This window comes from Pseudomonas sp. P110(2024) (genome assembly GCF_057480795.1).
Genome location: NZ_JBLIYT010000013.1, coordinates 16,115 through 39,931 on the forward strand (window position 1 = coordinate 16,115; position 23,817 = coordinate 39,931).

The window sequence follows — 23,817 nt, forward strand, 5'->3', positions numbered from 1 at the left end:
TAAGTTGATGAACTAATGAGGTCTCTCCCTGTGCATGTGTGGCGTGAGCTTCAGTTGGCTGTGATGCTGCTTAGTGAAGAGTCATCGTTAAGAGGGGGTCTTGGGGTTATTCTTTTGTGGGTCAGAGGTAACTATAAATGTTTTACTGTTGAGCCGTTCTTGATTTATGGAGTCGATGAGTTTTCAAATGTAAATGAAAGTTTGATGCCTGTTGATTATTCGTCATTTTTACCTAGTGATATAACACGCTTCAAAAAGGTCATTCTGGGACATCAGGCTAAGGACGTTGAGTCTATAGCGCGGTTTCTACGCGATACAATCGAGGCCTTGATAACTGTTGAAGTTGATAAATAATGCCCTAGGTGTGAGTCTACTGGGCTGCGCGTCTTTATAGGTAGGCATAACGGGCTACTGGCTTACCAATGTGACGTCTGTGGTCATTCCCATTACATAGACGGATCCAAGGTGGAAGCTGGTGGGTTAGAATTTGTAAGTGAGGGAGTGTTGCGGAATATTGGCATGATTTAATGGTGCAAAAAGAAAAAAGGGGGCGGATTTATTTTTCCTGATTTATTTTTCCTGCTCTACTATCGATCCTGTAGTGGAGAAGGGGTCGAACAGTCATGCAGGGCAGGTCGAATCTAGAGTATAGAAAATAAATCTGTCCCTTTTTGCCTGTTACAAAGCATCCAGAATATTTTGGGTTTGATTCGACTGCGGCGCTTAGAAAGACGTATAGAGCAGATACTCAACTGAGTGAGGTGGGCAGTGCGGCTGTAGACTAAATACTCAAAGGGGGTACTAGGAGCTCGGGGGCGGGAGGTCGCTAACCAGCAGGTTGGGTGACTTATACATTGCCAGATGGTAGAGCTGCAAGTTGGGAGCCGGGTGGTAAGTTTATTGGGTTTAGAGGAGTGAGGTCGTGACCAGTTTGGTGTTTGAGAAAGTTGGTGATGTAAATAGTGATTTTCCTTATCTTTGGGCGAAAAAGGGGACAGATTTATTTTTCCTGCTCTAGTTTCGATCCTGTAGTGGAGAAGGGGTCGAACAGTCATGCAGGGCAGGTCGAATCTAGAGTATAGAAAATAAATCTGTCCCCTTTTTCGCCCATCAGCAGCATGATTCTGGGTGTTGCCTCGGGGCGCAAAGGGAGTGGTGGGCATGAGGCCAAAAAGCCAACGACTACTCCTGTGGAGTTGCCAGGGGGCGGGAGGGGTGTCATTAATGGTGCGAAAGATGGAGGTACAGCTGGATTCAGTGGTGGTAAGCCCAGTGTATTGGATGATCCATACAGTCCACATTCTGTTGCTGAAAGGTCTAAGCTTAATAGAGAACACTATGGTCGGGATAATGCGGCGGATGAGTTTTCTGCTGGTCTTCCAAACTATGCAACTCATTCAACAGCTAAGAGCTATCAGTCCAAGGGGCCTAGAGACCTGAATGAGCAGATTTTGTGGAATAGAGTGATAGATAATCCTTCAGCGGGTCGTGATACTAAATTGGCAGGTGATAAAGATTTTCCGCGAAGTGAAGGGTGGAGAAAAATGGAAGTTAGTCATCGTCTACCTAATGGGGAGAATGTTACTATTCACTACCAATATAACTCTGTGATCGACAAGGCATATGATATGAAAATCACAACGCCGCAGCAGCTTCCACCTGTGCTGCAACCTGGAAGAACTATTGAGTGATGTGGATATGATTGTTCGAGAAATTGGGCGGGCTGAGCCTGTGCAGGTATTTGGGATTTACTGGGTAGGGAATGAGCGCTTTTACTGGGTTATTCCCTATGAAGGTTACGGTGGTCTTATGGCACTTAGTGATAGAGAGGTCAATGTTGTTGACTCTACCTTATCAGGTGATCTCATCATCTGCAAAGCAGGGGATGGGGGAGACATGATTCTGCACTGGGCAGCCGAAGATCTGATTGAAGAACTTGCGGAGCGCGATCCGCAAGCGATGGCCGAGTTTTTGAGGCGCATAGAAACCTGATGATGCCAAAGGAGCTAGGGATTCTCCGATCAAGTCAGCACAGGCCATCTGACCTGTGCTGAAATAGCCCTCCGTCCAACTGCCCTCTACAAGCCCGCCATTCCATGAGTCAGATGAGCTTTTCCGATTTCGAGTACGCCGGTAAGCGCAAGCAAACCCGTCGCGAGCGTTTCCTGGCCGAGATGGAGCAGGTGGTTCCGTGGAGTGGGTTAGTGGCGTTGATCGAGCCGCACTATCCAAAGGCTGGCGGTGGCCGCAAGCCGTATCCACTGGAAACCATGCTGCGTGTTCACCTGCTGCAGAACTGGTTCTCGCTGAGCGACCCAGCCATGGAAGAGGCGCTGTACGAGATCACTTCGATGCGCCAGTTTGCTCGGCTGACGCTCAGCGCTCCGATCCCCGAAGACACGACCATCATGAATTTCCGGCACCTGCTGGAGAAGCACGAACTGGCGGCGGGCATTCTGGAAACCATCAACCATTACCTGCGAGACAAGGGCCTGTCGTTGCGCCAGGGCACCATTGTCGATGCCACCATCATTCACGCGCCCAGTTCGACCAAGAACAGGGACGGCAAGCGCGATCCCGAGATGCATCAGACGAAGAAAGGCAACCAGTACTTCTTTGGCATGAAGGCGCATATCGGTGCCGATGCTGAATCGGGCCTGGTGCACCACGTCCACGGCACAGCTGCGAATGTGGCTGATGTAACGGAGGTCGCTCACCTGCTGCATGGCGACGAAAATGTTATCTGTGCCGATGCGGGCTATACCGGCGTAGAGAAGCGACCGGAGCATGAAGGGCGGCCGGTGGTCTGGCAGGTCGCAGCCCGCCGCAGTACCTACAAGCACTTGAGCAAACGCAGCGTGCTCTACAAAGCCAGACGCAAGATCGAGAAGGTCAAAGCGCAGACGCGAGCGAAAGTCGAACATCCATTTCGTGTGATCAAGCGTCAGTTCGGCTATGTGAAAACCCGCTTCCGTGGCTTGGCCAAGAACACGGCGCAACTGACCACGCTGTTTGCCCTGTCGAATCTGTGGATGGTGCGCCGGCAATGATTGCCTGCTGCGGGAGAGGTGCGCCCGTGAGGGCAGAAAACCAAGGCTTTGCCTTGGTTATCCAATAATCAGCGGCTGAAAATCGGGCTTTTCGGCATCCCTCAACCGCCCACTTCCGGCTGATGAGAAACTTGCTCGGAGTTTCCTGAGAGCAGGAATTGTCGTCTCTCAAACCTTGGATTTCAATTCGAAACAAGTGTTGAGTGGGAAATGTATCAACGAGTATTTTTACGATTTGTATAGGTGCTAAGCCCGGGGCAGAAAGCATGTTCGCCACCCCGGCGTTGTCGTGATCGAGTTTCGGCTGATTCGTGATATGGAAGGAGCGGTCGTGGACAGGTATGAAGATCTGCAGCCGGACAAGGCATCCGGCCTGCTTGCAAAACTGAAGACAGTCAATGCGCAGGTGCTCGCGGCACTGACTGCCGATCATTCGCAAGTGCCGGCCGATTATGTTGCCTTCATGAAGGAGCTTGGCTGGGGTGAAGTGGGTAAGGCTGCCTACATGTTGTATGAGGGCCTGCTGACGCCAGACCAGATCTACGATGAAGATGATGAACTCCCCCTGGACGGCATCCTCCTGTTCGGGGATGACATGCAGGGGTACTGCTCGGGGTTCGATACGAACAATGGCTGGGTGGTTGTCGATATCGACCCGGTAAGCCGTGAAGCGCATCAAGTGGCGGACAGTTTTTCCGAGTACATACGTGAAATGCTGAACGACTTTTAGCCGTCGAGGAGCAATGGGGTGGCCTCGGTTTCTGATTGAACACCTGGCAACCTCTGTCAGTCCCACGCTGTGTACCTACTTGTCCACAGCAGGAGGCTTACCCCATGAGCACATACGACTGGGACTTGATCGAACGCTTGCTGCACGAAGTGCAGAACGGCGCCGGTCACAGTTTCACGCCACGCCCCTATGCCGAGCAGCATGCCGCCGCGCTGGCCGCCGATGGCGAGGCGCCGGGCGATCTGAACCAGCTCAAGGCCCAGGCCTGCGAGTACGAAAAGATCCTCTTGGAACGGGGTTTCATCGAGAGCCGGCCTGAAGCGCAAGGCGGCAACGGCGAGAATTTCGTCCTCAGTCCGCGTGGCTCGCGCCTGCTCAGCCTGATCGACAGCAGCATTCCGGGCTTCGAACACCCACGCCAGGTGCTCGATGAACAGGCTGATGCGCTGGACGAAGCCACCTTCGAGCACGTCTCGGCCAAGGCACAGATCGCTGGCGGATCAATTTAGACTGGCATCGGCAAGGCCGGTCCCCCGATAATCGGGATCCATTCTCACTGCCGAGCCTTGCCATGCCGTTCAACCCGCTGAGGGGCCGCCCATGACTGCGGTCCGCAAGAACCCCGACGCCTTCGCCTTCCAGGTCATGCTGGGGCTGTGCCTGATCTGGGGCTGCCAGCAGGTGCTGATCAAATCCGCTGCCGTGGACATTGCACCGGTCATGCAGGCGGCGTTTCGCAATGGTATCGCCGCGCTGCTGGTGGGGCTGCTGGTCTGCTGGCGGGGAGGCTGGAGCCAGGTGGGCAGCACCTGGCGTGCCGGGTTGCTGGCCGGCGCGCTGTTCGGCCTGGAGTTCCTGTTCATCGCCGAGGGGCTGAAGCTGACCTCGGCGGCGCATATGTCGGTGTTTCTCTACACCGCGCCGATCTTCACCGCCCTGGGGCTGCATTTCATGATGCCCAGCGAACGGCTGCGGCTGTTGCAGTGGCTGGGCATCCTGCTGGCCTTCGGGGGGATTGCCCTGGCCTTTGCTGGTGGCGTTTCCCTAGAGTACCTCGATGGACGCATGTTGCTGGGCGATGCCCTGGCGATCCTGGCAGGCCTGGCCTGGGGCGCGACCACGGTGGTGGTGCGCGGCTCGCGCCTGTCCGAGGCGCCGGCGACCCTGACGCTGTTCTACCAGCTGGCGGTGGGGTTTGTCGGGCTGGTGCTGATCGCCCTGGTGAGCGGGCAGATCGCCGATTTCTCGCTGACCCCGCTAGCGGTGGGCAGTGTGCTGTTCCAGGGGATCGTGGTGTCGTTCGTCAGTTACCTGACCTGGTTCTGGTTGCTGCGCAAATACCTGGCCTCGAACCTGGCGGTGTTTTCCTTCATCACGCCGCTGTTCGGGGTGACCTTCGGCGTGTTGCTGCTGGATGAGCCGTTGAGCTTGAACTTCGTGATCGGCGCGGTGATGGTATTGCTCGGGGTGGTCATGGTCAGCGCCGAGGCGTGGGTGCGGCAGCAGTTGCGCAAGCTGGTGGGATGAGAGGGTAGACGCGCCGGCCCCTGGCGCGCTCCACCACGTCCACGGCTTTTGCTACGTAGGCTGCATCTCCTGTCTCTAATGCGTCAGCCATGAACTGTGCGATGGTTTCCGGAGAAGCCAGATAGGCGGCAGCGTCGAATTCATGGAACGTTTCAGTCATTTTGCGTCCTCTGCGAGTGCTGGAGAATGTAGCCAATGAAACGTTGTCGAGAGAGGCACAAATGATTTCGATCTGTTGCTGAACTGAACCCACCATCACCCGGCTGTTCGGGCATTTGAGTGGCAATCCTGCAGGTAATGACCTCCCGTCACGGCCAGCACTCCGGCCACGGCCAACCCTGCCGCCGCCAACACCAATGCTGGCTGTAATCCACCACTGAAATGACTGCTCAACGCCGCCAGCAACGGCCCGCTCAACTGCCCCAGGGCAAAGCATGCGGTCAGCAACCCGGCATTGCGCTGTGTGGCATGGGGCGCCAGCTCCCGTGAGCGCTGCATCACCAGTTGCATGCAGGCCAGGAACGGCCCGCCGCACAGCAGCACGCCCAATGCCAGGCCGATACCGCCACCGAGCAGGCAGGCCAGTACGCCGAGCCCTTGCAGCCACAGGGTGGTGGTCAGCCAGGCAGAGGTCCGCCCAGGGCGGCGCAGGCTGACGATGGCCACGCCGAGCGCCGATGCCAATCCGAACGCGGGCCAGAACAGGTCGGCTTGCCACTGCCCATGGAACTGCTGGCTGGCCATCTGCGACAGGAAGGTGGCCGGCAGGATGTAGCCGATCCCGTAGAGCGCATAGACCAGTCCCAGCCGTCCGATGCCGGTGCCATGGCCTTGTTCGTTGACGGCCGCAGGCGTGGCGGCGGGCTCCAGCGCCCGTGGCAGCCACGGTAGCACCGCTAGCAGCATGACCAGCGCGGCGACGCCATAGACCAGCCACAGGGCGGCAGAATCCAGCCCCAGCAGGTGCGCACCCAGGGCCAGCACGCCCGTCACCGCGATGCCGACGCCGGGCCCGGCGAACACCAGCGCACCGAGGCGCTGGCGGCCATGGGCGCTGGCCAGTTGCTGGCTGAGGCTGGCGATCATCACCAGCACCCAGGCGCTGGCCACGCCAGTGCCGAAACGCAGCAACAGGTGGCTCCAGAAACCGTCGGCGGCCCACGAGATCAGGGTCAGCAGCACGCATAGCCACAGGCCTCCATGCAGGCGCAAACGCACCTGGGCGGGCTGGCGGGCGAACATGGCGTCCACGGCGCCGAGGAAGTAGCCCAGGTAGTTGGCGGCGGCGACCAGGCCGCCAGCGGTCAGGTCGAACTGGCCCTCGGCGATCAGTCGGGGCAGTTGCGGCGTGAGGGCGAAGCGGCCGATGCCCATGGCCATCATCAGCGCCACGGCGCTGGCCAGCAATTGCACGAAGGGTGACATGGAAAGTCTCCTGCACGAAGGGATGCGATGGATGGCAGGGTAGGGTTCATTGACTTTCAATAAAATTGAATAATGATGATCAAGTTGTTCTGTTTTGGAGAATCTCATGGAGTTCAGCCAACTGCGCATCTTCCAGGCCGTGGCCGAGGAGGGCTCGGTGACCCGCGCTGCCGAGCGATTGCACCGGGTGCCGTCGAACCTGTCGACGCGTCTGCGCCAGCTCGAGGAGCAACTGGGGGTGGAGCTGTTCCTGCGCGAGCGCCAGCGCTTGCAGCTGTCGCCGGCCGGCAAGGTGCTGCTGGACTACGCCCACCGCCTGTCCAACCTGCGCGATGAGGCCCTGGCCGCGGTGCAGGGCGGCCAGCCGGCGGGGGATTTCGTGCTGGGCACCATGTACAGCACGGCAGCCATTCATTTGCCGGCGCTGCTGGCGCGCTACCACCAGGCCTACCCGGCGGTGAACCTGCAAGTGCAGGCGGCGCCCAGTGCCGAGCTGCTGGAGGGGGTGCTCAGCCATCGGCTGGACGCGGCGCTGGTGGACGGCCCGCTCAACCTGGCAGGGCTCGATGGCGTGCCGTTGTGCGAGGAAACCCTGGTGCTGATCACCAGCCCCGAGCACCCGGTGGTACACAGTGCCAGGGATGTCGCCGGCAAGGCGGTGTTCACCTTCCGCCAGGGCTGCTCGTACCGCATGCGCCTGGAAGCTTGGTACGCCCATGCCCACACGCCCATGGGGCGGGTCATGGAGATCGAGTCGTACCAGAGCATGCTGGCCTGTGTGATCGCCGGGGCCGGGGTGGCGTTGATGGCGCAGTCCATGCTCGACAGCCTGCCGGGTCGCGAGCAGGTGAGGGCGCATCGGCTGCAGGCGCCGTTCGACCAGGCGATGACCTGGCTGATGTGGCGCCAGGAAAAACGCGGGGCGAATCTGCAGGCCTGGATCGACTTGCAACAAAGCGAAACGATTAACCGACCGTCGGAAGCTGCCGTCTGCGCTTGATCCGGGTCAAAATCGCCCCTATGTGTAGGAACAGAGGCATGCGCAATACAGGACATAGGTCTATGATCTGTATGACGCATCGCAAGTTTGATTGACCGTGAGGCTGACCCGTCAAGGGGGCACTATGAACGAACGCATGTACAACTGGCTCCATGACCTCGCCGTCGCCCTGGGGCTGCTCCCGCCACCGCTGCAGCCGGTGCCGATCCCGACCGACGAAGAACAGCGCAAGCGCCAGCCGCGTCGGCGCTGACCCCTGACAAAAAGGCCGCCGCATCTTATCGATGCGGCGGCCTTTTGCGTTGTTGCCCCGGGATCTGGCCTCAGGCCAGGTTCACCGTCGCCACCGGCTTGCGCGAAGCCAGGCTGACCACCACGAAGCTCACCAGGCCGATGGCCAGGCTGTAGTAGATCGGCGAGTTGGCTTCCAGGCCGTCCTTGAACATGAACAACAGCGCGGTGCCGAAGCCCAGCGACATGCTGGCGATGGCCCCGGCGGTGGTCGCGCGTTTCCAGAAGATCGCGCCGATCAGCGGGATCAGCATGCCGCCCACCAGCAGGTTGTAGGCCAGGGTCAGGGCGCTGATCACATCGTTCACTGCCAGGGCGATACCCAGCACCACCAGGCCGGTGAGCAGGGTGAACAGGCGGTTGATGCCCAGGCTCGACTGCTTGCCGCCGCGCAGCTTGGGCAGCAGGTCTTCGGTCAGGGTGGTCGAGGCGGCCAGCAGGCCCGCGCTGGCGGTGGACATCATCGCGGCCAGGGCGGCGGCCATCAGCAGGCCGCGGATGCCCTCGGGCAACTGGCCCTTGATCATCTCGGCGAAGGCGTTGTTCGGGTTGGCCAGGTCCGGCATCAGCACATGGGCGGCCATGCCGATCAGGGCGCAGGCCAGGCCGTACAGCACGCAGTAGATACCGGCGGTGGTGCCGGCGCGCTGGCAGACCTTCTCGTCACGGGCGGTGAACACGCGCTGCCAGATATCCTGGCCGATCAGAATGCCGAAGAAGTAGATCAGGAAGTAGGTGATGATGGTGTCCCAGCCGATGGTGGTCCAGCTGAAGCTGGCCGCCGGCAGCTTGGCCACCAGGGCGTCCCAGCCGCCGGCCTTGTACAGGCACACCGGCAGCAGGATGAACATCAGGCCCACGGTCTTGATGATGAACTGGACGATGTCGGTCAGGGTCAGCGACCACATGCCGCCGATGGTCGAGTACACCACCACCACGCCGCCGCCGAACAGCAGCGCCATCCAGAACGGCACGTCAAGCAGCACCTGCAGCACGGTGCCCATGGCCAGGGTCGAGGTCACCGCGATCATCAGCGCGTAGGCGAGCATGATCGCCGCGCTGGCCTGGCGGGCCATTGGGTTGTAGCGGCGCTCCAGTACCTGGGTGACGGTGAAGATCTTCAGGCGCAGCAGCGGCTTGGCCAGGAACAGGTTGAGGGCGATGATCCCCAGACCCAGGGCGGCGCACAGCCAGAAGCCGGAAATGCCATGGACGTAGCCCAGGCGCACGGTGCCGACGGTGGAGGCGCCACCGAGCACGGTGGTGGCCATGGTGCCCATGTACAGGGTCGGGCCGAGGTTGCGCCCGGCCACCAGGTAGTCTTCGTGGGTCTTTGCGCGCCGCATGCCGTACCAGCCGAGGCCGAGCATGCCGGCGGCATAGATCAGTACAACGATGATGTCCAAGGCCATTGGGGGTCTCCCGATTATCTTTATTATGGCGAGATCGGCCGTCCGGACGCTGCAAGGCGCCCGGCGGTCCTGTCATGTGTTGGCGGGCCTCTATGGCCCTCCCGAATGGCTCCTGCCGGGGTCAAGCAATCGATTGCAGCGCCCCTGTAAACGGGCGGTACTCGGCGGTTAGCGGCGTACCACGCCCGGCAGCACGCAGAGCATTTCGAACAGCAGGTTGGCGCCCAGCAGCGAGGTGTTGCCGGTGGTGTCGTACGGTGGGGAGACTTCGACCAGGTCGCAGCCGATCAGGTCCAGGCCGTGGCAGCCGCGGATGATCTCCATCGCCTGGATGGTGGTCAAGCCGCCGATCTCCGGGGTACCGGTGCCAGGCGCCCAGGCCGGGTCGATGCCGTCGATGTCGAACGACAGGTACACCGGGCCGCCACCGACTTTCTCGCGCACTTCGGCCATCAGCGGCTCCAGCGACTTGTGCCAGCATTCTTCGGCCTGGACCACACGGAAGCCCTGGCGACGGCTCCAGTTGAAGTCGTCGGCGGTGTAGCCCTGGGCGCGCAGGCCGATCTGCACCACGCGGTCGCAATCGAGCAGGCCCTCTTCCACGGCGCGGCGGAAGGTGGTGCCATGGGCGATCTTCTCGCCGAACATGTGGTCGTTGACGTCGGCGTGGGCGTCGATATGCACCAGGCCGATCTTGCCGTGCTTCTTGTGCAGGGCACGCAGGATCGGCAGGGTGATGGTGTGGTCGCCACCGAGGGTCAGCGGGATGACATTGTGCTCGACGATCTCGTCGTAGGCCTCTTCGATGATGCGCACGGCGTCCAGCAGGTTGAAGGTGTTGATCGCCACGTCACCGATGTCGGCCACCGACAGCGAGTCGAACGGGGCGGCGCCGGTGGCCATGTTGTACGGGCGGATCATCACCGACTCGGCACGGATCTGCCGTGGGCCGAAGCGGGTACCCGAGCGCAGCGAGGTGCCGATGTCCAGGGGCACGCCGATGAACGCGGCGTCGAGCCCTTCGGCGCTCTGCAGGTGGGGGAGTCGGAGCATGGTGGCGATGCCGCCGAAACGCGGCATTTCGTTGCCGCCCAGTGGTTGGTGGAGAATCTTGTCCACGGTGGGCCTCATCAGTCGGTCGATTGTTCTGTTTGTTCGAACCTGTGCCGCCGCGCGCCTCGTTGCTCTGGTTGTGCTGGCGGGCAGGGACATTTCGCCGCAGTCTGCGCAAGGTAGTGCCCGGGAAGAATCGCTACCGACAAAAACTTACTTCAGGAATTTCTGAACTATCGGTGCGCGGCCGGGTTAGACTCAGGCCATTTCCAGCCCACGGACCCGTTGCCCCATGGCCTCATCGCTGCCCGACCTGAAACTGCTGCGCATCTTTGCCAGCGTGGTGCGTCACCAGGGCTTCGCCAACGCCCAGCGCGACCTCAACCTGTCGACCTCGGCCATCAGCACCTACATGAGCCAGCTGGAAAGCGCCCTGGGCATCGTGCTCTGCCACCGAGGCCGTGGCGGTTTCAGCCTGACCAGCAAGGGCGAGCTGTTTCATCAGGAGACCCTGCGCCTGCTGGGGGAACTGGATGGCTTCGAGCAGTATGCGGCGGCGCTCAAGGGCGAATTGCGCGGCACCCTCAACCTCGGGGTGATCGACTCCACCGTGGGCGACCGCGCCCTGCCGCTGGCGGAGGCCATCGGCGCCTATAGCCAGGAACACCCGGCGGTACACCTGCACCTGTCGGTGTCCAGCCCTTACGAACTGCAATTGGGCGTGCAGGACAACCGCCTGGACCTGGCCATTGGCGCGTTTTCATCGCGCATGAGTGGCCTGGTCTACCAGCCGTTGTACCGCGAGCAGCACTGGCTGTATTGCAGCAGCCGTCACGCGCTGTTCGGCGAGCGACGGATCCCGGAGCCGGTGATTACCCAACAGCGCATGGTCGGGCGTGGCTACTGGAGCCAGGCGGAGCTGGCCCGGCACGGTTTCAAGCACAGCGCCGCCACCGTGGAGAGCATGGAAGCGCAACTGATTCTGATTCTCTCCGGCGCCTACATTGGCTACCTGCCCGAGCACTACGCCCAGGCCTGGGTCGACAAGGGCGACCTGCGCGTGCTGTCGCCGGCGACCTTCGGCTACCAGGCGCCGTTTTCCCTGATCATCCGCCGTGGCCGGAGCCGGGAACCCTTGATCCAGACGTTCCGTGACCTGCTCAAGAGCCAGCTCAATGTGGGCTGATCCAGGTCGCTTTCAGCACATTCCGTCAGGTCGGGTAAATTTCCTACGAAAGTTGACCGCTCACGTGATGGCCTTCTGCTAAATATCTACTTGCTTTGATGATTTTCCCACTCATCTGGATAAGCAAGGGATCGCCAACGATGCGCATGAATTTGCCCGTCACCGAGCACGAAAGAACCTTTCCCCAAGACCAGCGGCTGATCTCCACCACCGACCTGAACAGTCGCATTACCTATTGCAACGACGCCTTCGTGGCCATCAGCGGTTTCACCTACGACGAACTGGTCGGCCAGCCGCACAATCTGGTGCGTCATCCTGACATGCCGCCGGCGGTCTTCGGGCATATGTGGGACACCATCAAGCAAGGCAAACCCTGGATGGGCGTGGTCAAGAACCGCGCCAAGAACGGCGACTTCTACTGGGTCAGCGCCTACGTCACGGCGGTCTACGAGAACGGTCGCATCAGCGGCTACGAGTCGGTGCGCTCGGTGCCGACCCGGGAGCAGATCCGCCGGGCCGAGAATTTGTATGCCCGCCTGCGGGCGGGGCGCTCGCCAGTGCCCCTGGCGGCGCGCCTCGGTTATGGCGTCGGTCATGGCTGGCCTTTGATTGGCGCAGGCTTGCTTTCAGCCGCCGCCTACCTGTGGCTGCCCCCCTACGCGGCACTGGGTGTGCTGATGGCCAGCCTGCTGGCGGCCTGGTACGTGGTCGAGCACCGGCAGAACCAGTCGATCCGACGCACCCTGCAAGAGCACCCCAAGGCCTTCACCAGCCCTCTGGTGGCGCTGACCTACAGCGACAACCCCGGGCTGCAGGGCCAGCTCGACCTGGCGATCATCAGCGAGGAGGCGCGCCTGCAGACTGCGCTGACCCGTCTGGTGGACGCCGGTGTCGGGGTCAAGTCACGGGCCGCGCAGTCCGCCGACCTGTCCGATGCCCAGGCGCAGATGCTCGACCGCCAGCGCAGCGAGACCGACCAGTCGGCCACCGCCATCGCGCAGATGGCGGCGACCATCCAGCAGGTCACCCATAACGTGCAGAGCACCGCCCATGCCGCCAGCGACGCCGACCAGCTGGCACAGCAGGGCAGCGACCTGGCGCAGCAGAGCCTGCGCGCCATGGGCAGCATGAGCGAGGCGGTGAGCGACATCGGCCAGGCGGTCAACGCCCTGGCCGAGCAGACGCAGTCGATCGGTAGCGTGGTGGATGTGATCACCTCGATTGCCGAGCAGACCAACCTGCTGGCGCTCAATGCCGCCATCGAGGCGGCGCGGGCCGGCGAGCAGGGCCGGGGTTTCGCCGTGGTGGCGGATGAAGTGCGCTCGCTGGCGCAGCGGACCCGCGCCTCGACCGAGGAGATCCACCACATCATCTCCACCCTGCGCTCCGGTGCCGACCGCGCGGTGGCCAGCGCCAGCCGCGGCCAGCAGATCTCCAGCGACAGCGTGCACAGCGTCGAGGCGGTGCAGGCGGCGTTGTCGGGGATCGCCCAGGCGGTCAGTCGCATCACTGGCATGAGCCAACAGATGGCCACGGCGTCCGAGCAGCAGAGCCATGTCGCCGAGGACATCAACCAGCAGATCGTGCGCATCGCCCATTTGTGCGACGAAAGCGCGGGGCAGGCCAGGCAGGGGGCCGAGATCAGCCAGGACCTGGAGCGCATGGCGGAGTACCTGCACAGCCTGGCGGAGCGGTTCAACCGCTGAAGTTGGACTGTGTGAGCGGTGCGTGGGAGCGGGCTTGCCCCGCGATTGCGGTGCTGGCTTTATCGCGGGGCAAGCCCGCTCCCACGAACGCCTCGCAGCAACCCGGGGATGGCAGCCCTGTGGCAAACTACCCGCCCCAAGGAGCCCCCCATGCCCAGACCCCGCTGCGAGCGTTGTCAGCGCCCGCTCGCCCATTGCCTTTGCCCACTGATCCCGCACCTGGACAGCCGCACCCGCGTGGTCGTGCTGCAGCACCCCAGTGAAACCGCCCACGCCCTGAACACCGCACGCCTGGCGGTCCTTGGGCTGGTCAACGCCGAGCTGCGGATCGGCGAGGTGTTCGACGACCTGCACACGCTGCTGGCCACGCCGGGCTATCGACCCGCGTTGCTGTTCCCCGGTGATGAAGCCGAGGTTCTGCAAGGCTATGGTCAAGACGTCGACCTGCCGCTGATGCTGATCGTGCCGGATGGCACCTGGCGCAAGGCGCGCAAGATGCTGTACCTGAACCCGCAGCTCGAGGCGCTGCCGCGAGTGGCCCTGGGCAACGTCCCACCCTCGCGCTACCGGCTGCGCAAGGCACCGGAACCAGGGGCCTTGTCGACCCTGGAGGCGGTGGTGCAGGCGTTGAATGTGTTGGAGGCGCCGAGCGGCTTCGCTGCTTTGTTGAGGCCTTTCGAAGCGCTGATCGAGGGGCAGATCAGCGCGATGGGGCTGGAGACGTTCGAACGTAATCATGGCGAAAAGTGAGGACTACGCCGATCACCAGCACCCTGTTTTGGTTCACCGACAGGGGCGCGTTCGCCGGTGAGGCCCTGATCTGGGGCATGGCCGCCGCCTGCTGCGACCCGTGCACACCTCGTCCCGCCTGAGGTGCCGTGTTTCCGGCACTGCTATTGCTAGGTCAACCATGCATCGATAACGGACAAGCATTGCGTGGTGAGGAACTGATTATGCCTCGGGCCTTTTTCAATGAGATGTACGATGCGGCGGGTGATTGCCGGCCTCATTATCAGGCGTTCGCACGCTGGCTGGCCGATACGCCGTTGGAGCTGCTCGAACAGCGGCGTCGCGAGGCGGACCTGCTGTTTCACCGGGCAGGCATCACGTTCACCTTGTACGGCGATGAGCAGGGTACCGAGCGGCTGATCCCCTTCGATATCATTCCGCGCAGCATCAAGGCCAGCGAGTGGCAGGTCGTGGAGCGTGGCTGCATCCAGCGGGTGCAGGCGCTGAACCTGTTCCTCGAGGACATCTACCACGACCAGCGGATCCTCAAGCAAGGCATCATCCCACCGGAGCAGGTACTGGCCAACGACGGTTACCAGGTGGCCATGCAGGGGCTGGACCTGCACCGAGGCATCTATGCGCACATCGCCGGTGTCGATCTGGTGCGCGATGGCGACGGCAGCTACTACGTCCTGGAAGACAACCTGCGCACACCGAGCGGCGTGAGCTACATGCTCGAAGATCGCAAGATGATGATGCGGCTGTTCCCGGAGCTGTTCGCCGCCCAGCGGGTGGCGCCCATCGACCACTATCCCAATCTGTTGCTGGACACCCTCAAGCGCTCAAGCCCGCTGGACAACCCCACCACCGTGGTGCTGACTCCGGGCCGCTTCAACAGTGCCTATTTCGAGCATGCCTTCCTGGCGCGGGAAATGGGTGTGGAACTGGTGGAGGGCGCTGACCTGTTCGTGCGTGACAACCGGGTGTTCATGCGTACCACGTCAGGCCCGCAGGCGGTCGATGTGATCTACCGCCGGCTGGACGATGCCTTCCTCGATCCGCTGACGTTCAATCCGGACTCGTTGCTGGGCGTGCCAGGACTGATCACGGCCTACCGGGCCGGCAACGTTGTGCTGGCCAACGCCGTGGGCACCGGAGTGGCTGACGACAAGTCGATCTACCCGTATGTCGACGACATGATCCGCTTCTACCTGAGCGAAGAGCCGATTCTCAAGAACGTGCCCACCTGGCAATGTCGCAAGCCTGCGGAGTTGTCCCATGTGCTGGCCAATCTGGCGGACCTGGTGGTCAAGGAAACCCAAGGGTCTGGTGGCTACGGCATGTTGGTCGGGCCGGCCGCCAGCACGGCGGAAATCGAAGCGTTCCGTGCCCGTATCAAGGCGCGACCCCATGCGTACATCGCACAGCCCACGCTGTGCCTATCCACTTGCCCGACCTTTGTCGAAAGTGGCATATCGCCCAGGCATATCGACCTGCGCCCGTTTGTGCTGTCAGGCAAGGAAACCCGCCTGGTGCCAGGTGGCCTGACCCGCGTGGCGCTGCGTGAAGGCTCGCTGGTGGTCAATTCTTCCCAGGGCGGCGGCACCAAGGACACCTGGGTGGTGGAGGACTGAATCATGCTTTCAAGAACGGCTGCCGACCTGTATTGGATGTCCCGTTACCTTGAGCGCGCGGAGAACCTCGCACGCATGCTCGAAGTCAGCTATTCGCTTTCGCTGATGCCGCAGGCGGGGCGTAGCGATGGCCGAGCCGAGCTGGCGATGTCGCTGCTGGCGGCCGGGACGCTGGACGATTATCACCGTCGCCATGGTGAACTCAACGTCGAGTACATGCTGCATTTTTTCGCCCTGGACGAACGCAATCCCGGCAGCATCTATTGTTGCCTGCGCGCGGCTCGCAGCAATGCGCATGCCGTGCGCGGGCGGATCACTGCTGACATGTGGGAGAACATCAACGCTACATGGCTCGAGATGCGCAACATCGCCGACAAGGGCCTGGCACGCTACGGCATCAACTCTTTCTGCGAATGGGTCAAGGAGCGTTCGCATCTGTTCCGCGGAGCCACCGCCGGCACCATCATGCGCAATGACGCCTATGGCTTCATCCGGCTGGGCACCTTCCTCGAACGGGCCGACAACACGCTGCGCCTGTTGGATGCGCGCTACGAAATGTTTGGTGAGGAGTCCGAGGAGGTCAGTGACAATTCGGCCCGTGGCTATTACCAGTGGAGTGCCTTGCTGCGGGCACTGTCCTCCTTCGAGGCGTTCAATGAAATCTACCGCACGGCTCCCGGTGCCGAGCAGGTGTCAGAGATGTTGTTGCTACGCGCGGACGTACCGCGTTCGCTGCATGCCTGTGTCGAGGAGCTGGCCCAGTTGCTGGCCGGCCTGCCGGGCGACAACGGGCGCCCGGCGCAACGCCTGGCGGCAGAGCTGAGTGCGCGGTTGCGCTTTACCGGCATCGAGGAAATTCTCGCGTCCGGATTGCATCAGTGGCTGAACCATCACATTGGCCAGATCAATCATCTGGGGCAGAGCGTTCACGATTCCTATCTGGAGGTAGTATGAGACTGTCCATTCGTCACGACACCACTTATCACTATTCCGACGATGTCTGCATGAGCATTCAGCTGCTGCGACTGACGCCCCAGAGCAGCGAGCGCCAGCGCGTCCTGCAATGGCAGCTGGAATTGCCGCGCCCGGTAGGCAGCCAACTTGACCCTTATGGCAACGTCCTGCACGTGCTGACGCTCGACGAACCCCATGGTGCGTTGATGCTGAGCGCCCACGGCGAGGTGGAGATCGACCAGACCCTGGAGGTGGAGCACGACTCTCGATCGGCCTTGCCCTTCCTGCGCTCGAGCAAGCTCAGCAACCCCGACGAGGCGTTGCGCGATTTCGCCGTGCGCCACTGTGGCGCTCGTCGTGATCGGACGGCGCTGATCGAGTTGATGAACGGATTGGCCGATCACATGGCCTACAGGCCCGGTTCGACGGCGGTCGATACCGTGGCCGCCGAGGCGTTCGCCAACCGCGCCGGAGTCTGCCAGGACCATACCCACGCTTTTCTCGCCTGTGCCCGCAGCCTGGGCGTGCCGGCGCGCTATGTGTCAGGTTACCTGTGCACCGAGGACGAGAACCATCTGGCCAGTCACGCCTGGGCCGAGGCCTGGCTTGACGATGGCTGGTACAGCTTCGATGTGACCAACCGCCTGGCTCGGCCCGAGCGCCACCTGAAACTGGCGGTGGGGCATGATTACCTGGACGCTTGCCCGGTACGCGGCATGCGCCGTGGCGGTGGGACCGAGTCGATGCAGGCACAGGTTCTGGTCAGCTCCAAGCCACAGCCTCAGCAGCAATAGCGACACTTCCTACCTCTGCATGAGTTAGCACCATGACGTACTGCGTTGCGATGCACCTGGCCGATGGGCTGGTGTTCATTTCGGATTCACGGACCAATGCGGGGATCGACCAGATATCGACGTTTCGCAAGCTGTTCGTTTTCAACCGCTCGGGCGAGCGTGTGATTGTGCTGCAGACCGCCGGCAACCTGGCCACGTCGCAATCGGTGGTGAGCCTGCTCCGTCAGCGCTGCAACCAGGACGGCGCGCACCTGTTGAACGTGCCGACGCTGTATGACGCCACGGCGCTGGTGGCCGAGACCATCCGCGAGGTGATCGCCCGCGACTGCACCAAACTGGCAGGCAAGGTCGACCTGAGCTGCTCGTTCCTGGTGGGCGGGCAGATCGCCGAGCAGCCCATGGGGGTGTACAACATCTATCCCCAGGGTAATTTCATCCAGGCCACGGAAGACACGCCGTTCATGCAACTGGGCGAGAGCAAGTACGGCAGGCCGATCCTTGATCGCAACCTGCTGTATCACACACCCCTGGGCGAGGGATTGCGCTGTGGCCTGATCTCGTTCGATTCGACCATGCGCAGCAACCTGTCGGTGGGCATGCCACTGGATGTGCTGGTGTATCGCAAGGACAGCCTGGCTGCCAGCAACTGTCACCGGATCGGCACCCACGATCCCTATTTTCTGCGGATCCAGGCGCAATGGGCCGATGGTCTGCGGGATCTGCTCGCCGCGTTGCCGGAGCCGCCGGAGGCTTATATCCGTTGAGGGCGTTTGTCGGGGATAGGGGCGCACCACCGATCCTGCTGTGCTGATATGCCTGTCTGAGCGGGCTTCTCCGTGAAGGCGCCTGGATAGGCATTCACCGCTCTCGCAACGCTTCGGTCCTGGCCTTGAGGACGGGTTTGAGCAGATAGTCCAGCACGCTCTTCTGCCCGGTGATGATATCCACCGTGGCCACCATCCCTGGAATGATCAGCAGCGGCTTGTTGTCCCCGCCCAGGTGGTTCTTGTCCGTGCGCACCTGGATCAGGTAGAACGCATTGCCCTTGTCGTCGGTGACGGTGTCCGCGCCGATCAGCTCCAGCTTGGCCTTGAGCCCGCCGTAGATGGTGTAGTCGTAGGCGCTGAACTTGACCATCGCGGTCTGCCCCGGGTGCAGGAACGCCACGTCCTGGGGCCTTACCTTGGCCTCGATCAGCAGGTTGTCCTCGATCGGCACGATCTCCACCAGGTCGCTGCCGGGCTGGACCACGCCGCCGATGGTGTTGACCTTCAGCAGCTTGACGATGCCGCGCACCGGCGACACCACGGTGGTGCGGTTGACCCGGTCGTCGATGGCGATGCTGGTGGCGGTGATCTTCGACAGCTCCGTGCGCTTGTCGTTGAGTTCCTTGGCGGCGTCGGAACGGAAGCTGGCGTCGGATTCCTGGATCTTGCTGCGGATCTCCGCGATCGCCGCTTCGGCGCGGGGAATGGCCAGGTTGGTGGCATTGAGCTGGCCGCGCGCCTCGACGCTGCGCTGCTTCAAGCGCAGGATTTCCACGGGGGATATGGCACCCTTGCTCACCAGTGGCGAGGACATGTCCAGTTCCTGTTGCAGCAGGCCGACCGCCGAGCGGTATTGATCGACCTTGGAGCGGAACTCGGCAAGCTCCTGGGTCTTTTGCCGCAATTGTTCGTTGAGGGTCTGCTTTTCGCTGGCCAAGCGGCGCTGGCGCGAGTCATACAGAGCGGCTTCGTCCTCGGCCACCTGCGGTGCCTTGGCGCGGACTTCGCTCGACAACACGAAGGGACGGCCTTCGGACTCGGCCGACAGGCGCTCGACCTGGGCGGTGAGCGCGTAGCGGTCGGCTTCACTCTCGCCCTTGTTCGACTTGAAGCGCGTGTCGTCCAGGCGCAGCAGGGTCGCGCCCTTGTCGACCATCTGCCCTTCACGCACGAAGATCTCGGTGACGATGCCGCCCTCAAGGTTCTGCACCACCTGCACCTTGCTAGACGGAATGGCCTTGCCCTCGCCGACGGTGACCTCGTCGAGCACCGCGAAATTGGCCCAGACCAAGGCTACCAACAGCAGGATCGCGGCCAGCCACACGGTCAGGCGCGACAGGCTGGGCGATTCCTGCAAGGTGGCACCGGCCAGCTCCGGCATGTAGTCGCGCTCGGCGCGCTTGTCGGCGCCCTGGAGGTAGCTGCGCACGCTGTGGCTGAGGGGCATGTTCTACCTCCGGTGCAGACCGAGGCCGTTGTGGAATCCCAGGTTGTTGGTTCACAGCGCCGCGCCGATACGGCCCTTGCGCAGCGCGTCGATGACCGCGTCCTTCGGCCCGTCGGCGACGATCTTGCCGTTGTCCAGCACCAGCAGCCGGTCCACCAGGCTGAGCATCGAGGTGCGGTGTGTGACCAGCAGCAGGGTTTTGCCCTGCACCCAGTTCAGCAGGCGCTGGCGCAGTTGCTCCTCGCTGCTGTTGTCCATGTGGCTGGTGGGTTCGTCGAGGATCAGGATCGGCGGCTCCAGCAGCAGGGCCCGGGCCAGCAGCACGGCCTGGCGTTGGCCGCCGGACAGCAGCTGGCCGCGCTCGCCCACCGGGCGGTCGAAGCCTTGCGGGTGCTGGCGGGCCAGTTCGCTGACCCCGGTCAGCTCGGCCACCTCGAGCATGCGCGCATCGCTGACGTGGCGGGCGCCGAGGGTGAGGTTGTCGCGCAGGCTGCCGGCCAGCAGGGGCAGGTCGTGGGCCACGTAGCCGACCTGGCTGCGCAGGTCGGCGATGTCCAGCTGGCGCAGGTCGAGGTTGTCCAGCAACACCTGGCCATCTTCGGGGTGATGGAAGCCCATCAGCAGGCGGGTGAGGGTACTCTTGCCCGAGCCGCTGCGGCCGATGATACCGATGCGCTCGCCCGGCTTGAGTGTGACGCTGACATCATTGAGCGCCGGGGCCGTTTGCCCGGCATAGCGAAACGTGGCGTGGTTGATGCTGATGCCACCCTGCAGCGCGGTGTGTTCCAGGGCCTGGTGCTCGGCTTCGCGTTCCTGGGGCAGGCTCATCAGCGCGTCGGTGCTGCGCATGGTCAACTGCGCCTGCTGGTAGCGGGTGATCAGCCCGGCGATCTGGCCCAGCGGCGCGAGGACCCGGCTGCCGAGCATGTAGCTGGCCACCAGCGCGCCGACGCTGAGGTTGCCGGCGATGATGCTGTAGACCCCGGCGACGATGGTGGCCATGCCGCAGAACTGTTGGATGAAGAGCGTGCCGTTGCTGGCCAACGAGGACAGGTTGCGGGCATGGGCGTCGAGGCGGGCGATGGCGCCGTTTGTGTGCTCCCACTGGTACTGGCGTTCGCTTTCGGCGCCGCAGGCCTTGAGGGTTTCCAGTCCGCCGAGGGTCTCGATCAGCAGCGCCTGGCGCACCGCGCCGAGGCTCAGACTCTTCTGTACCGTGTCACGCAGGCGCACCTGGATGAACAGCGCCAGGCCCACGGCCAGCGGGAAGGCGATCAGCGGGATCACCACCAGCCAGCCACCGAGCAGGCCGATCACCAGCAGCATCAGCGCCACGAATGGCAGGTCGATGATGCTGGTCAGGGTGACCGCGGTGAGGAATTCACGCAGTCCCTGGAAGTCATGGATGCTCTGGGCGAAGCCGCCGATGGTGGCCGGCCGCGCCTTCATGCTCATGCCGGTAATGCGTTCGAACAAAGTGGCCGAGAGAATCAGGTCGGTCTTCTTGCCAGCCTGGTCCAGCAGGTGCGCACGAACCATGCGCAGCACCAGCTCGAAGGCTGTGCCGATGAACAGGCCGGCCACCAGCACCCAGAGGGTGGACAGCGCCTGGTTGGGCACCACGCGGTCGTAGGTCTGCATGACGAACAGCGGCACCATCAACCCCAGCAGGTTGATCAGCAGGCTGGCCAGCAGGGCATCGCCATACAGCCATCGGGAGTGGCGCAGGGTGTCGCGGAACCAGGCGTTGACCCGCGGGATCAGTGGGGCGCGCACCTCTTCCAAGGTATGACGGGGACGGGCGAACAGGGCCTGGCCGCTGTAGGCTTCGGCCAAGGCATCGCGTTCTACCCACTGCTCGCCGCCTTCGGCTTCGCACGGCAGCAGCAGGCCCCGGCCGTTGTCCCCCCAGCGCTGCAGCACGGCGCTGCGGCCGTCGTTGAGGATCAGCAAGACCGGCAGGTTGAGTGCCGAGATGGCGTCCAGCTCACGCTGCAGCACCCGCGCCTGCAACCCCGCCCGCGCGGCGGCGCGGGGCAGCAGGGCCAGGGGCAGGCGCTGCGCGGCCAGCGGCAGGCCGCTGCACAGGCTGGCACGGCTGGCAGGGCAGCCGTGCAACTTGCACAGGATCAACAGGCCATCGAGCAACGGATCATCAACATCCAGGCGCGGTTGCGCGCTTTGCATACTGGTCACGATGGCCTACTCCTGCCGCGGTGGACGGGAAACGGGCGCTGGCGAAAAATCTCTTGTCTCGTCAGAACCTAGCGCATGTCTGGCAGTTTCGCCTCGTTGCGTACTTCGGTCTTGGCGATGGCCTCGGGCGGCAGCGAGATGTGCTGCTTGCTCAGCAACTCACCCATGGTCGCCAGGACTCGGTACATGGAGAACTCTTCGGTGTAGCGCACTTCGGTATAGCGTCGGTTGGCGTTGTACAGCTCGTTCTCGCTATCGAGCACGTCGAGCAGGGTACGCTGGCCCAGGCCGAACTGGTCCTGGTAGGCGGCGCGTACGCGCTGGGTGGTTTCGGCGTACTCGCGGGCGCTCGGGGTCTGCTTGCGGGCGTTGTTCATCGCGTTCCAGGCCAGGCTGAGGTTTTCATTCAGCTCGCGCAGGGCGTTGTTGCGGATGTCCATCGCCTGGTTGATCTTGTGCGCGTCGGACTGCAGGCGGGCCTTGTCGCTGCCGCCGCGGAACAGGTTGTAGCTGAGCTCGACGCCGGCCTGCCAGTCGTTGTTGTCGTGGCCCTTCTGGCCGCCGATATTGTTGTTGGCGCCGGTGGCCAGCACCGCGTCCAGGCGCGGGTAGAAGGGCGACTTGGCCACTTCGTATTGCTGCTCGGCGGAGCGTACGTCAGCCTGGGCCGACTTCAGGTAGGGGTTGTTCTCCAGCATGCCCTGGCGGGCGTTGAGCAGGTCGGCCGGTACTTCGCCCTTGATCGTGACCGGTGTTTCCAGCTCGTCCGGCATGCGCCCGACTACGCTGTAGAAGTTGGCCTCGGCGTCGGCCAGGTCGACCTCGGCGGTGTCCAGGTTGTTCTCGGCCAGGGCGCGACGCGCGCGGGACTGGTCGAGGTCGGCGGTGCTGCCCACGCCACGCTCGCTGCGCAGGCCGATCTGGTCGTTGACCCGCAGGTGCGCCTGCAGGTTGTTCTTGGCCAGTGTCACCAGCTCGCGGCGCTTGAGCACTTCGAGGTAGACCTCGATGGCGCGCAGGGCGACGGTCTCGGCGGTGGCCTGGGTGTAGTAGGCGCGCGAGGTGGCCACCGCTTCGGTGCGGGCGACCTCGTTGGAGGTGTTGAAGCCGTCGAACAGCATCTGCCGCAGGCGCAGTTCGGACTGGGTGTAGTTGAGGGTTTCCTTGTTGTGGTTACGCGTGCCGTCGGGGTTGAAGCCGCGGGTGTTGGTGTTGTCCGAGCGTTGCCGGCCGTAGCCTGCGACCAGATCGACGGTTGGGTAGTACCCCCCGCGGGCGAACTTCACATCCTCGTCGGCCGACAGCCTGCTGTTGCGGCTGGCGCTGATCTCGGGATGCTGGTCCACGGCGTTCTGGACAGCCTCGGTGATCGACATCGCCTGACTGTTGGCACACGCCATGGCCAACAAAATCGCACTGGTGATGGGGGTTAAAGCGCGCATGGGGTACATCTCCCTGGTCTTGAATAATGTCCTGCTGTTCGCCAAAAAAATGACGAAAAATTAGAGTCAAACCGTTTCAGGTTTGTAACAACAGAGCTAAGAACATTTATCGGGCGAGCTAAGAAGATTTTTTCATAAGATATATGCGAAAAAAAACTTATGCGGTCTAAGGAATCCGGGACATTGTTTCATTCAGGTGGTTACGGGAATTGGCTGGGACAGGCGATTTTCGGGCCTTTGTGAAAGTTCCAGATTTTTTGCAGCTAAGGAGACAGGGGAGGAAGGCGAAAGCGGAATTTGGCGACAAAAAAATGGCACTTAATAATGGCCATTCGCCCTCTTCGCTATCGCGGCAGTCGTCACAAGGAGCGTGGTTTCTCACGAACGTGACAGCAGCGATCCACCAGCCATGGCACTCGGAACGTTGCGCACATTACCCGGCACGCCTTGATCTGCGAAAAGCCCATCGGCAGG

The 23,817-nt window shown here is 62.4% G+C and carries 22 protein-coding genes and 2 pseudogenes; 17 read left to right on the top strand and 7 right to left on the bottom strand.

Translation table 11 applies throughout. The features are described from left to right. The first annotated feature begins 54 nt into the window (after positions 1–54). From AC25ND_RS20285 to AC25ND_RS20315, 7 genes are all read left to right on the top strand, one after another. Positions 55–354, top strand: a complete 300-nt coding sequence (locus AC25ND_RS20285; protein WP_486976556.1) for a hypothetical protein — start codon at positions 55–57, stop codon at positions 352–354. A 764-nt stretch (positions 355–1,118) separates the two neighbouring features. Then, entirely contained in the window at positions 1,119–1,691 is a 573-nt protein-coding gene (locus tag AC25ND_RS20290) for a hypothetical protein (protein ID WP_486976557.1), read from the top strand. A gap of 1 nt (position 1,692) precedes the next feature. After that, positions 1,693–1,992, top strand: a complete 300-nt coding sequence (locus AC25ND_RS20295) for a hypothetical protein (RefSeq protein WP_230962685.1) — start codon at positions 1,693–1,695, stop codon at positions 1,990–1,992. 104 nt (positions 1,993–2,096) lie between these two features. Beyond that, positions 2,097–3,050, top strand: a complete 954-nt coding sequence (locus AC25ND_RS20300) for an IS5 family transposase (RefSeq protein ID WP_081791576.1) — start codon at positions 2,097–2,099, stop codon at positions 3,048–3,050. A gap of 289 nt (positions 3,051–3,339) precedes the next feature. Beyond that, entirely contained in the window at positions 3,340–3,780 is a 441-nt protein-coding gene (locus AC25ND_RS20305) for an SMI1/KNR4 family protein (RefSeq protein ID WP_062574811.1), read from the top strand. 104 nt (positions 3,781–3,884) lie between these two features. Beyond that, positions 3,885–4,289 carry a transcriptional regulator gene (locus tag AC25ND_RS20310; RefSeq protein WP_186596945.1) on the top strand — a complete coding sequence of 135 codons (405 nt, stop codon included), beginning with the start codon at positions 3,885–3,887 and terminating at the stop codon, positions 4,287–4,289. A gap of 91 nt (positions 4,290–4,380) precedes the next feature. Beyond that, positions 4,381–5,307, top strand: coding sequence for a DMT family transporter (locus tag AC25ND_RS20315; RefSeq protein WP_084943071.1), 927 nt, complete (start codon positions 4,381–4,383; stop codon positions 5,305–5,307). A 16-nt stretch (positions 5,308–5,323) separates the two neighbouring features. Here the strand turns inward: AC25ND_RS20315 and AC25ND_RS20320 are convergent. Together AC25ND_RS20320 and AC25ND_RS20325 are read right to left on the bottom strand one after the other, a co-directional pair. Then, a pseudogene (locus tag AC25ND_RS20320) lies at positions 5,324–5,467 on the bottom strand (helix-turn-helix domain-containing transcriptional regulator); the annotation flags it as partial. 95 nt (positions 5,468–5,562) lie between these two features. Continuing rightward, positions 5,563–6,732, bottom strand: coding sequence for an MFS transporter (locus AC25ND_RS20325; RefSeq protein WP_486976558.1), 1,170 nt, complete (start codon positions 6,730–6,732; stop codon positions 5,563–5,565). Positions 6,733–6,838: 106 nt separating this feature from the next. Here AC25ND_RS20325 and ptrR point away from each other — a divergent pair, with 106 nt between their 5' ends. Then, positions 6,839–7,732, top strand: a complete 894-nt coding sequence (gene ptrR / locus AC25ND_RS20330) for a putrescine utilization regulator PtrR (protein ID WP_486976559.1) — start codon at positions 6,839–6,841, stop codon at positions 7,730–7,732. Between the two features lie 124 nt (positions 7,733–7,856). Next, the gene (locus AC25ND_RS20335; RefSeq protein ID WP_256206021.1) at positions 7,857–7,985 is read left to right on the top strand and encodes a PA1414 family protein; all 129 of its coding nucleotides are present in this window, start codon (positions 7,857–7,859) and stop codon (positions 7,983–7,985) included. Between the two features lie 70 nt (positions 7,986–8,055). On the opposite strand, the gene AC25ND_RS20340 is transcribed toward AC25ND_RS20335, so the two are convergent. Together AC25ND_RS20340 and speB are read right to left on the bottom strand one after the other, a co-directional pair. Then, a complete protein-coding gene (locus tag AC25ND_RS20340; RefSeq protein WP_028691119.1) occupies positions 8,056–9,435 on the bottom strand; it encodes a sodium:solute symporter family protein in 1,380 nt (459 codons plus the stop codon). A gap of 168 nt (positions 9,436–9,603) precedes the next feature. Further along, complete coding sequence (gene speB, locus AC25ND_RS20345; RefSeq protein WP_062574808.1) at positions 9,604–10,554, bottom strand: agmatinase; 951 nt, start codon at positions 10,552–10,554, stop codon at positions 9,604–9,606. 226 nt (positions 10,555–10,780) lie between these two features. Between speB and AC25ND_RS20350 the strand changes: the two genes are divergently transcribed. The 8 genes and pseudogenes from AC25ND_RS20350 to AC25ND_RS20385 all read left to right on the top strand — a co-directional run bounded on the left by AC25ND_RS20350 (position 10,781) and on the right by AC25ND_RS20385 (position 18,255). Then, positions 10,781–11,674, top strand: coding sequence for a LysR family transcriptional regulator (locus tag AC25ND_RS20350; RefSeq protein WP_028691117.1), 894 nt, complete (start codon positions 10,781–10,783; stop codon positions 11,672–11,674). 146 nt (positions 11,675–11,820) lie between these two features. Then, a pseudogene (locus AC25ND_RS20355) lies at positions 11,821–12,117 on the top strand (PAS domain-containing protein); the annotation flags it as partial. A gap of 234 nt (positions 12,118–12,351) precedes the next feature. Beyond that, positions 12,352–13,380 carry a methyl-accepting chemotaxis protein gene (locus AC25ND_RS20360; protein WP_371263157.1) on the top strand — a complete coding sequence of 343 codons (1,029 nt, stop codon included), beginning with the start codon at positions 12,352–12,354 and terminating at the stop codon, positions 13,378–13,380. A gap of 150 nt (positions 13,381–13,530) precedes the next feature. Continuing rightward, positions 13,531–14,130: a tRNA-uridine aminocarboxypropyltransferase gene (locus AC25ND_RS20365; RefSeq protein WP_280063710.1), complete on the top strand. Its 600-nt coding sequence runs from the start codon at positions 13,531–13,533 to the stop codon at positions 14,128–14,130. 203 nt (positions 14,131–14,333) lie between these two features. Then, on the top strand, positions 14,334–15,743 hold the full coding sequence (locus tag AC25ND_RS20370) for a circularly permuted type 2 ATP-grasp protein (protein WP_028691114.1): 1,410 nt from the start codon (positions 14,334–14,336) through the stop codon (positions 15,741–15,743). Between the two features lie 3 nt (positions 15,744–15,746). Continuing rightward, entirely contained in the window at positions 15,747–16,697 is a 951-nt protein-coding gene (locus tag AC25ND_RS20375; protein ID WP_028691113.1) for an alpha-E domain-containing protein, read from the top strand. Further along, a complete protein-coding gene (locus AC25ND_RS20380; RefSeq protein ID WP_486976560.1) occupies positions 16,694–17,491 on the top strand; it encodes a transglutaminase family protein in 798 nt (265 codons plus the stop codon). The genes AC25ND_RS20375 and AC25ND_RS20380 overlap by 4 nt, the downstream gene beginning before the upstream one ends. A gap of 32 nt (positions 17,492–17,523) precedes the next feature. Further along, positions 17,524–18,255, top strand: a complete 732-nt coding sequence (locus tag AC25ND_RS20385; RefSeq protein WP_028691111.1) for a proteasome-type protease — start codon at positions 17,524–17,526, stop codon at positions 18,253–18,255. Between the two features lie 94 nt (positions 18,256–18,349). Here the strand turns inward: AC25ND_RS20385 and AC25ND_RS20390 are convergent, their stop codons facing one another. From AC25ND_RS20390 to AC25ND_RS20400, 3 genes are all read right to left on the bottom strand, one after another. Then, positions 18,350–19,705 (bottom strand): HlyD family type I secretion periplasmic adaptor subunit, encoded by a 1,356-nt coding sequence (locus AC25ND_RS20390; RefSeq protein ID WP_028691110.1) that lies wholly within the window; start codon positions 19,703–19,705, stop codon positions 18,350–18,352. 51 nt (positions 19,706–19,756) lie between these two features. Further along, entirely contained in the window at positions 19,757–21,892 is a 2,136-nt protein-coding gene (locus AC25ND_RS20395) for a type I secretion system permease/ATPase (RefSeq protein ID WP_088852701.1), read from the bottom strand. A gap of 77 nt (positions 21,893–21,969) precedes the next feature. Continuing rightward, positions 21,970–23,343 (bottom strand): TolC family outer membrane protein, encoded by a 1,374-nt coding sequence (locus tag AC25ND_RS20400; RefSeq protein ID WP_028691108.1) that lies wholly within the window; start codon positions 23,341–23,343, stop codon positions 21,970–21,972. Positions 23,344–23,817: the final 474 nt, after the last annotated feature.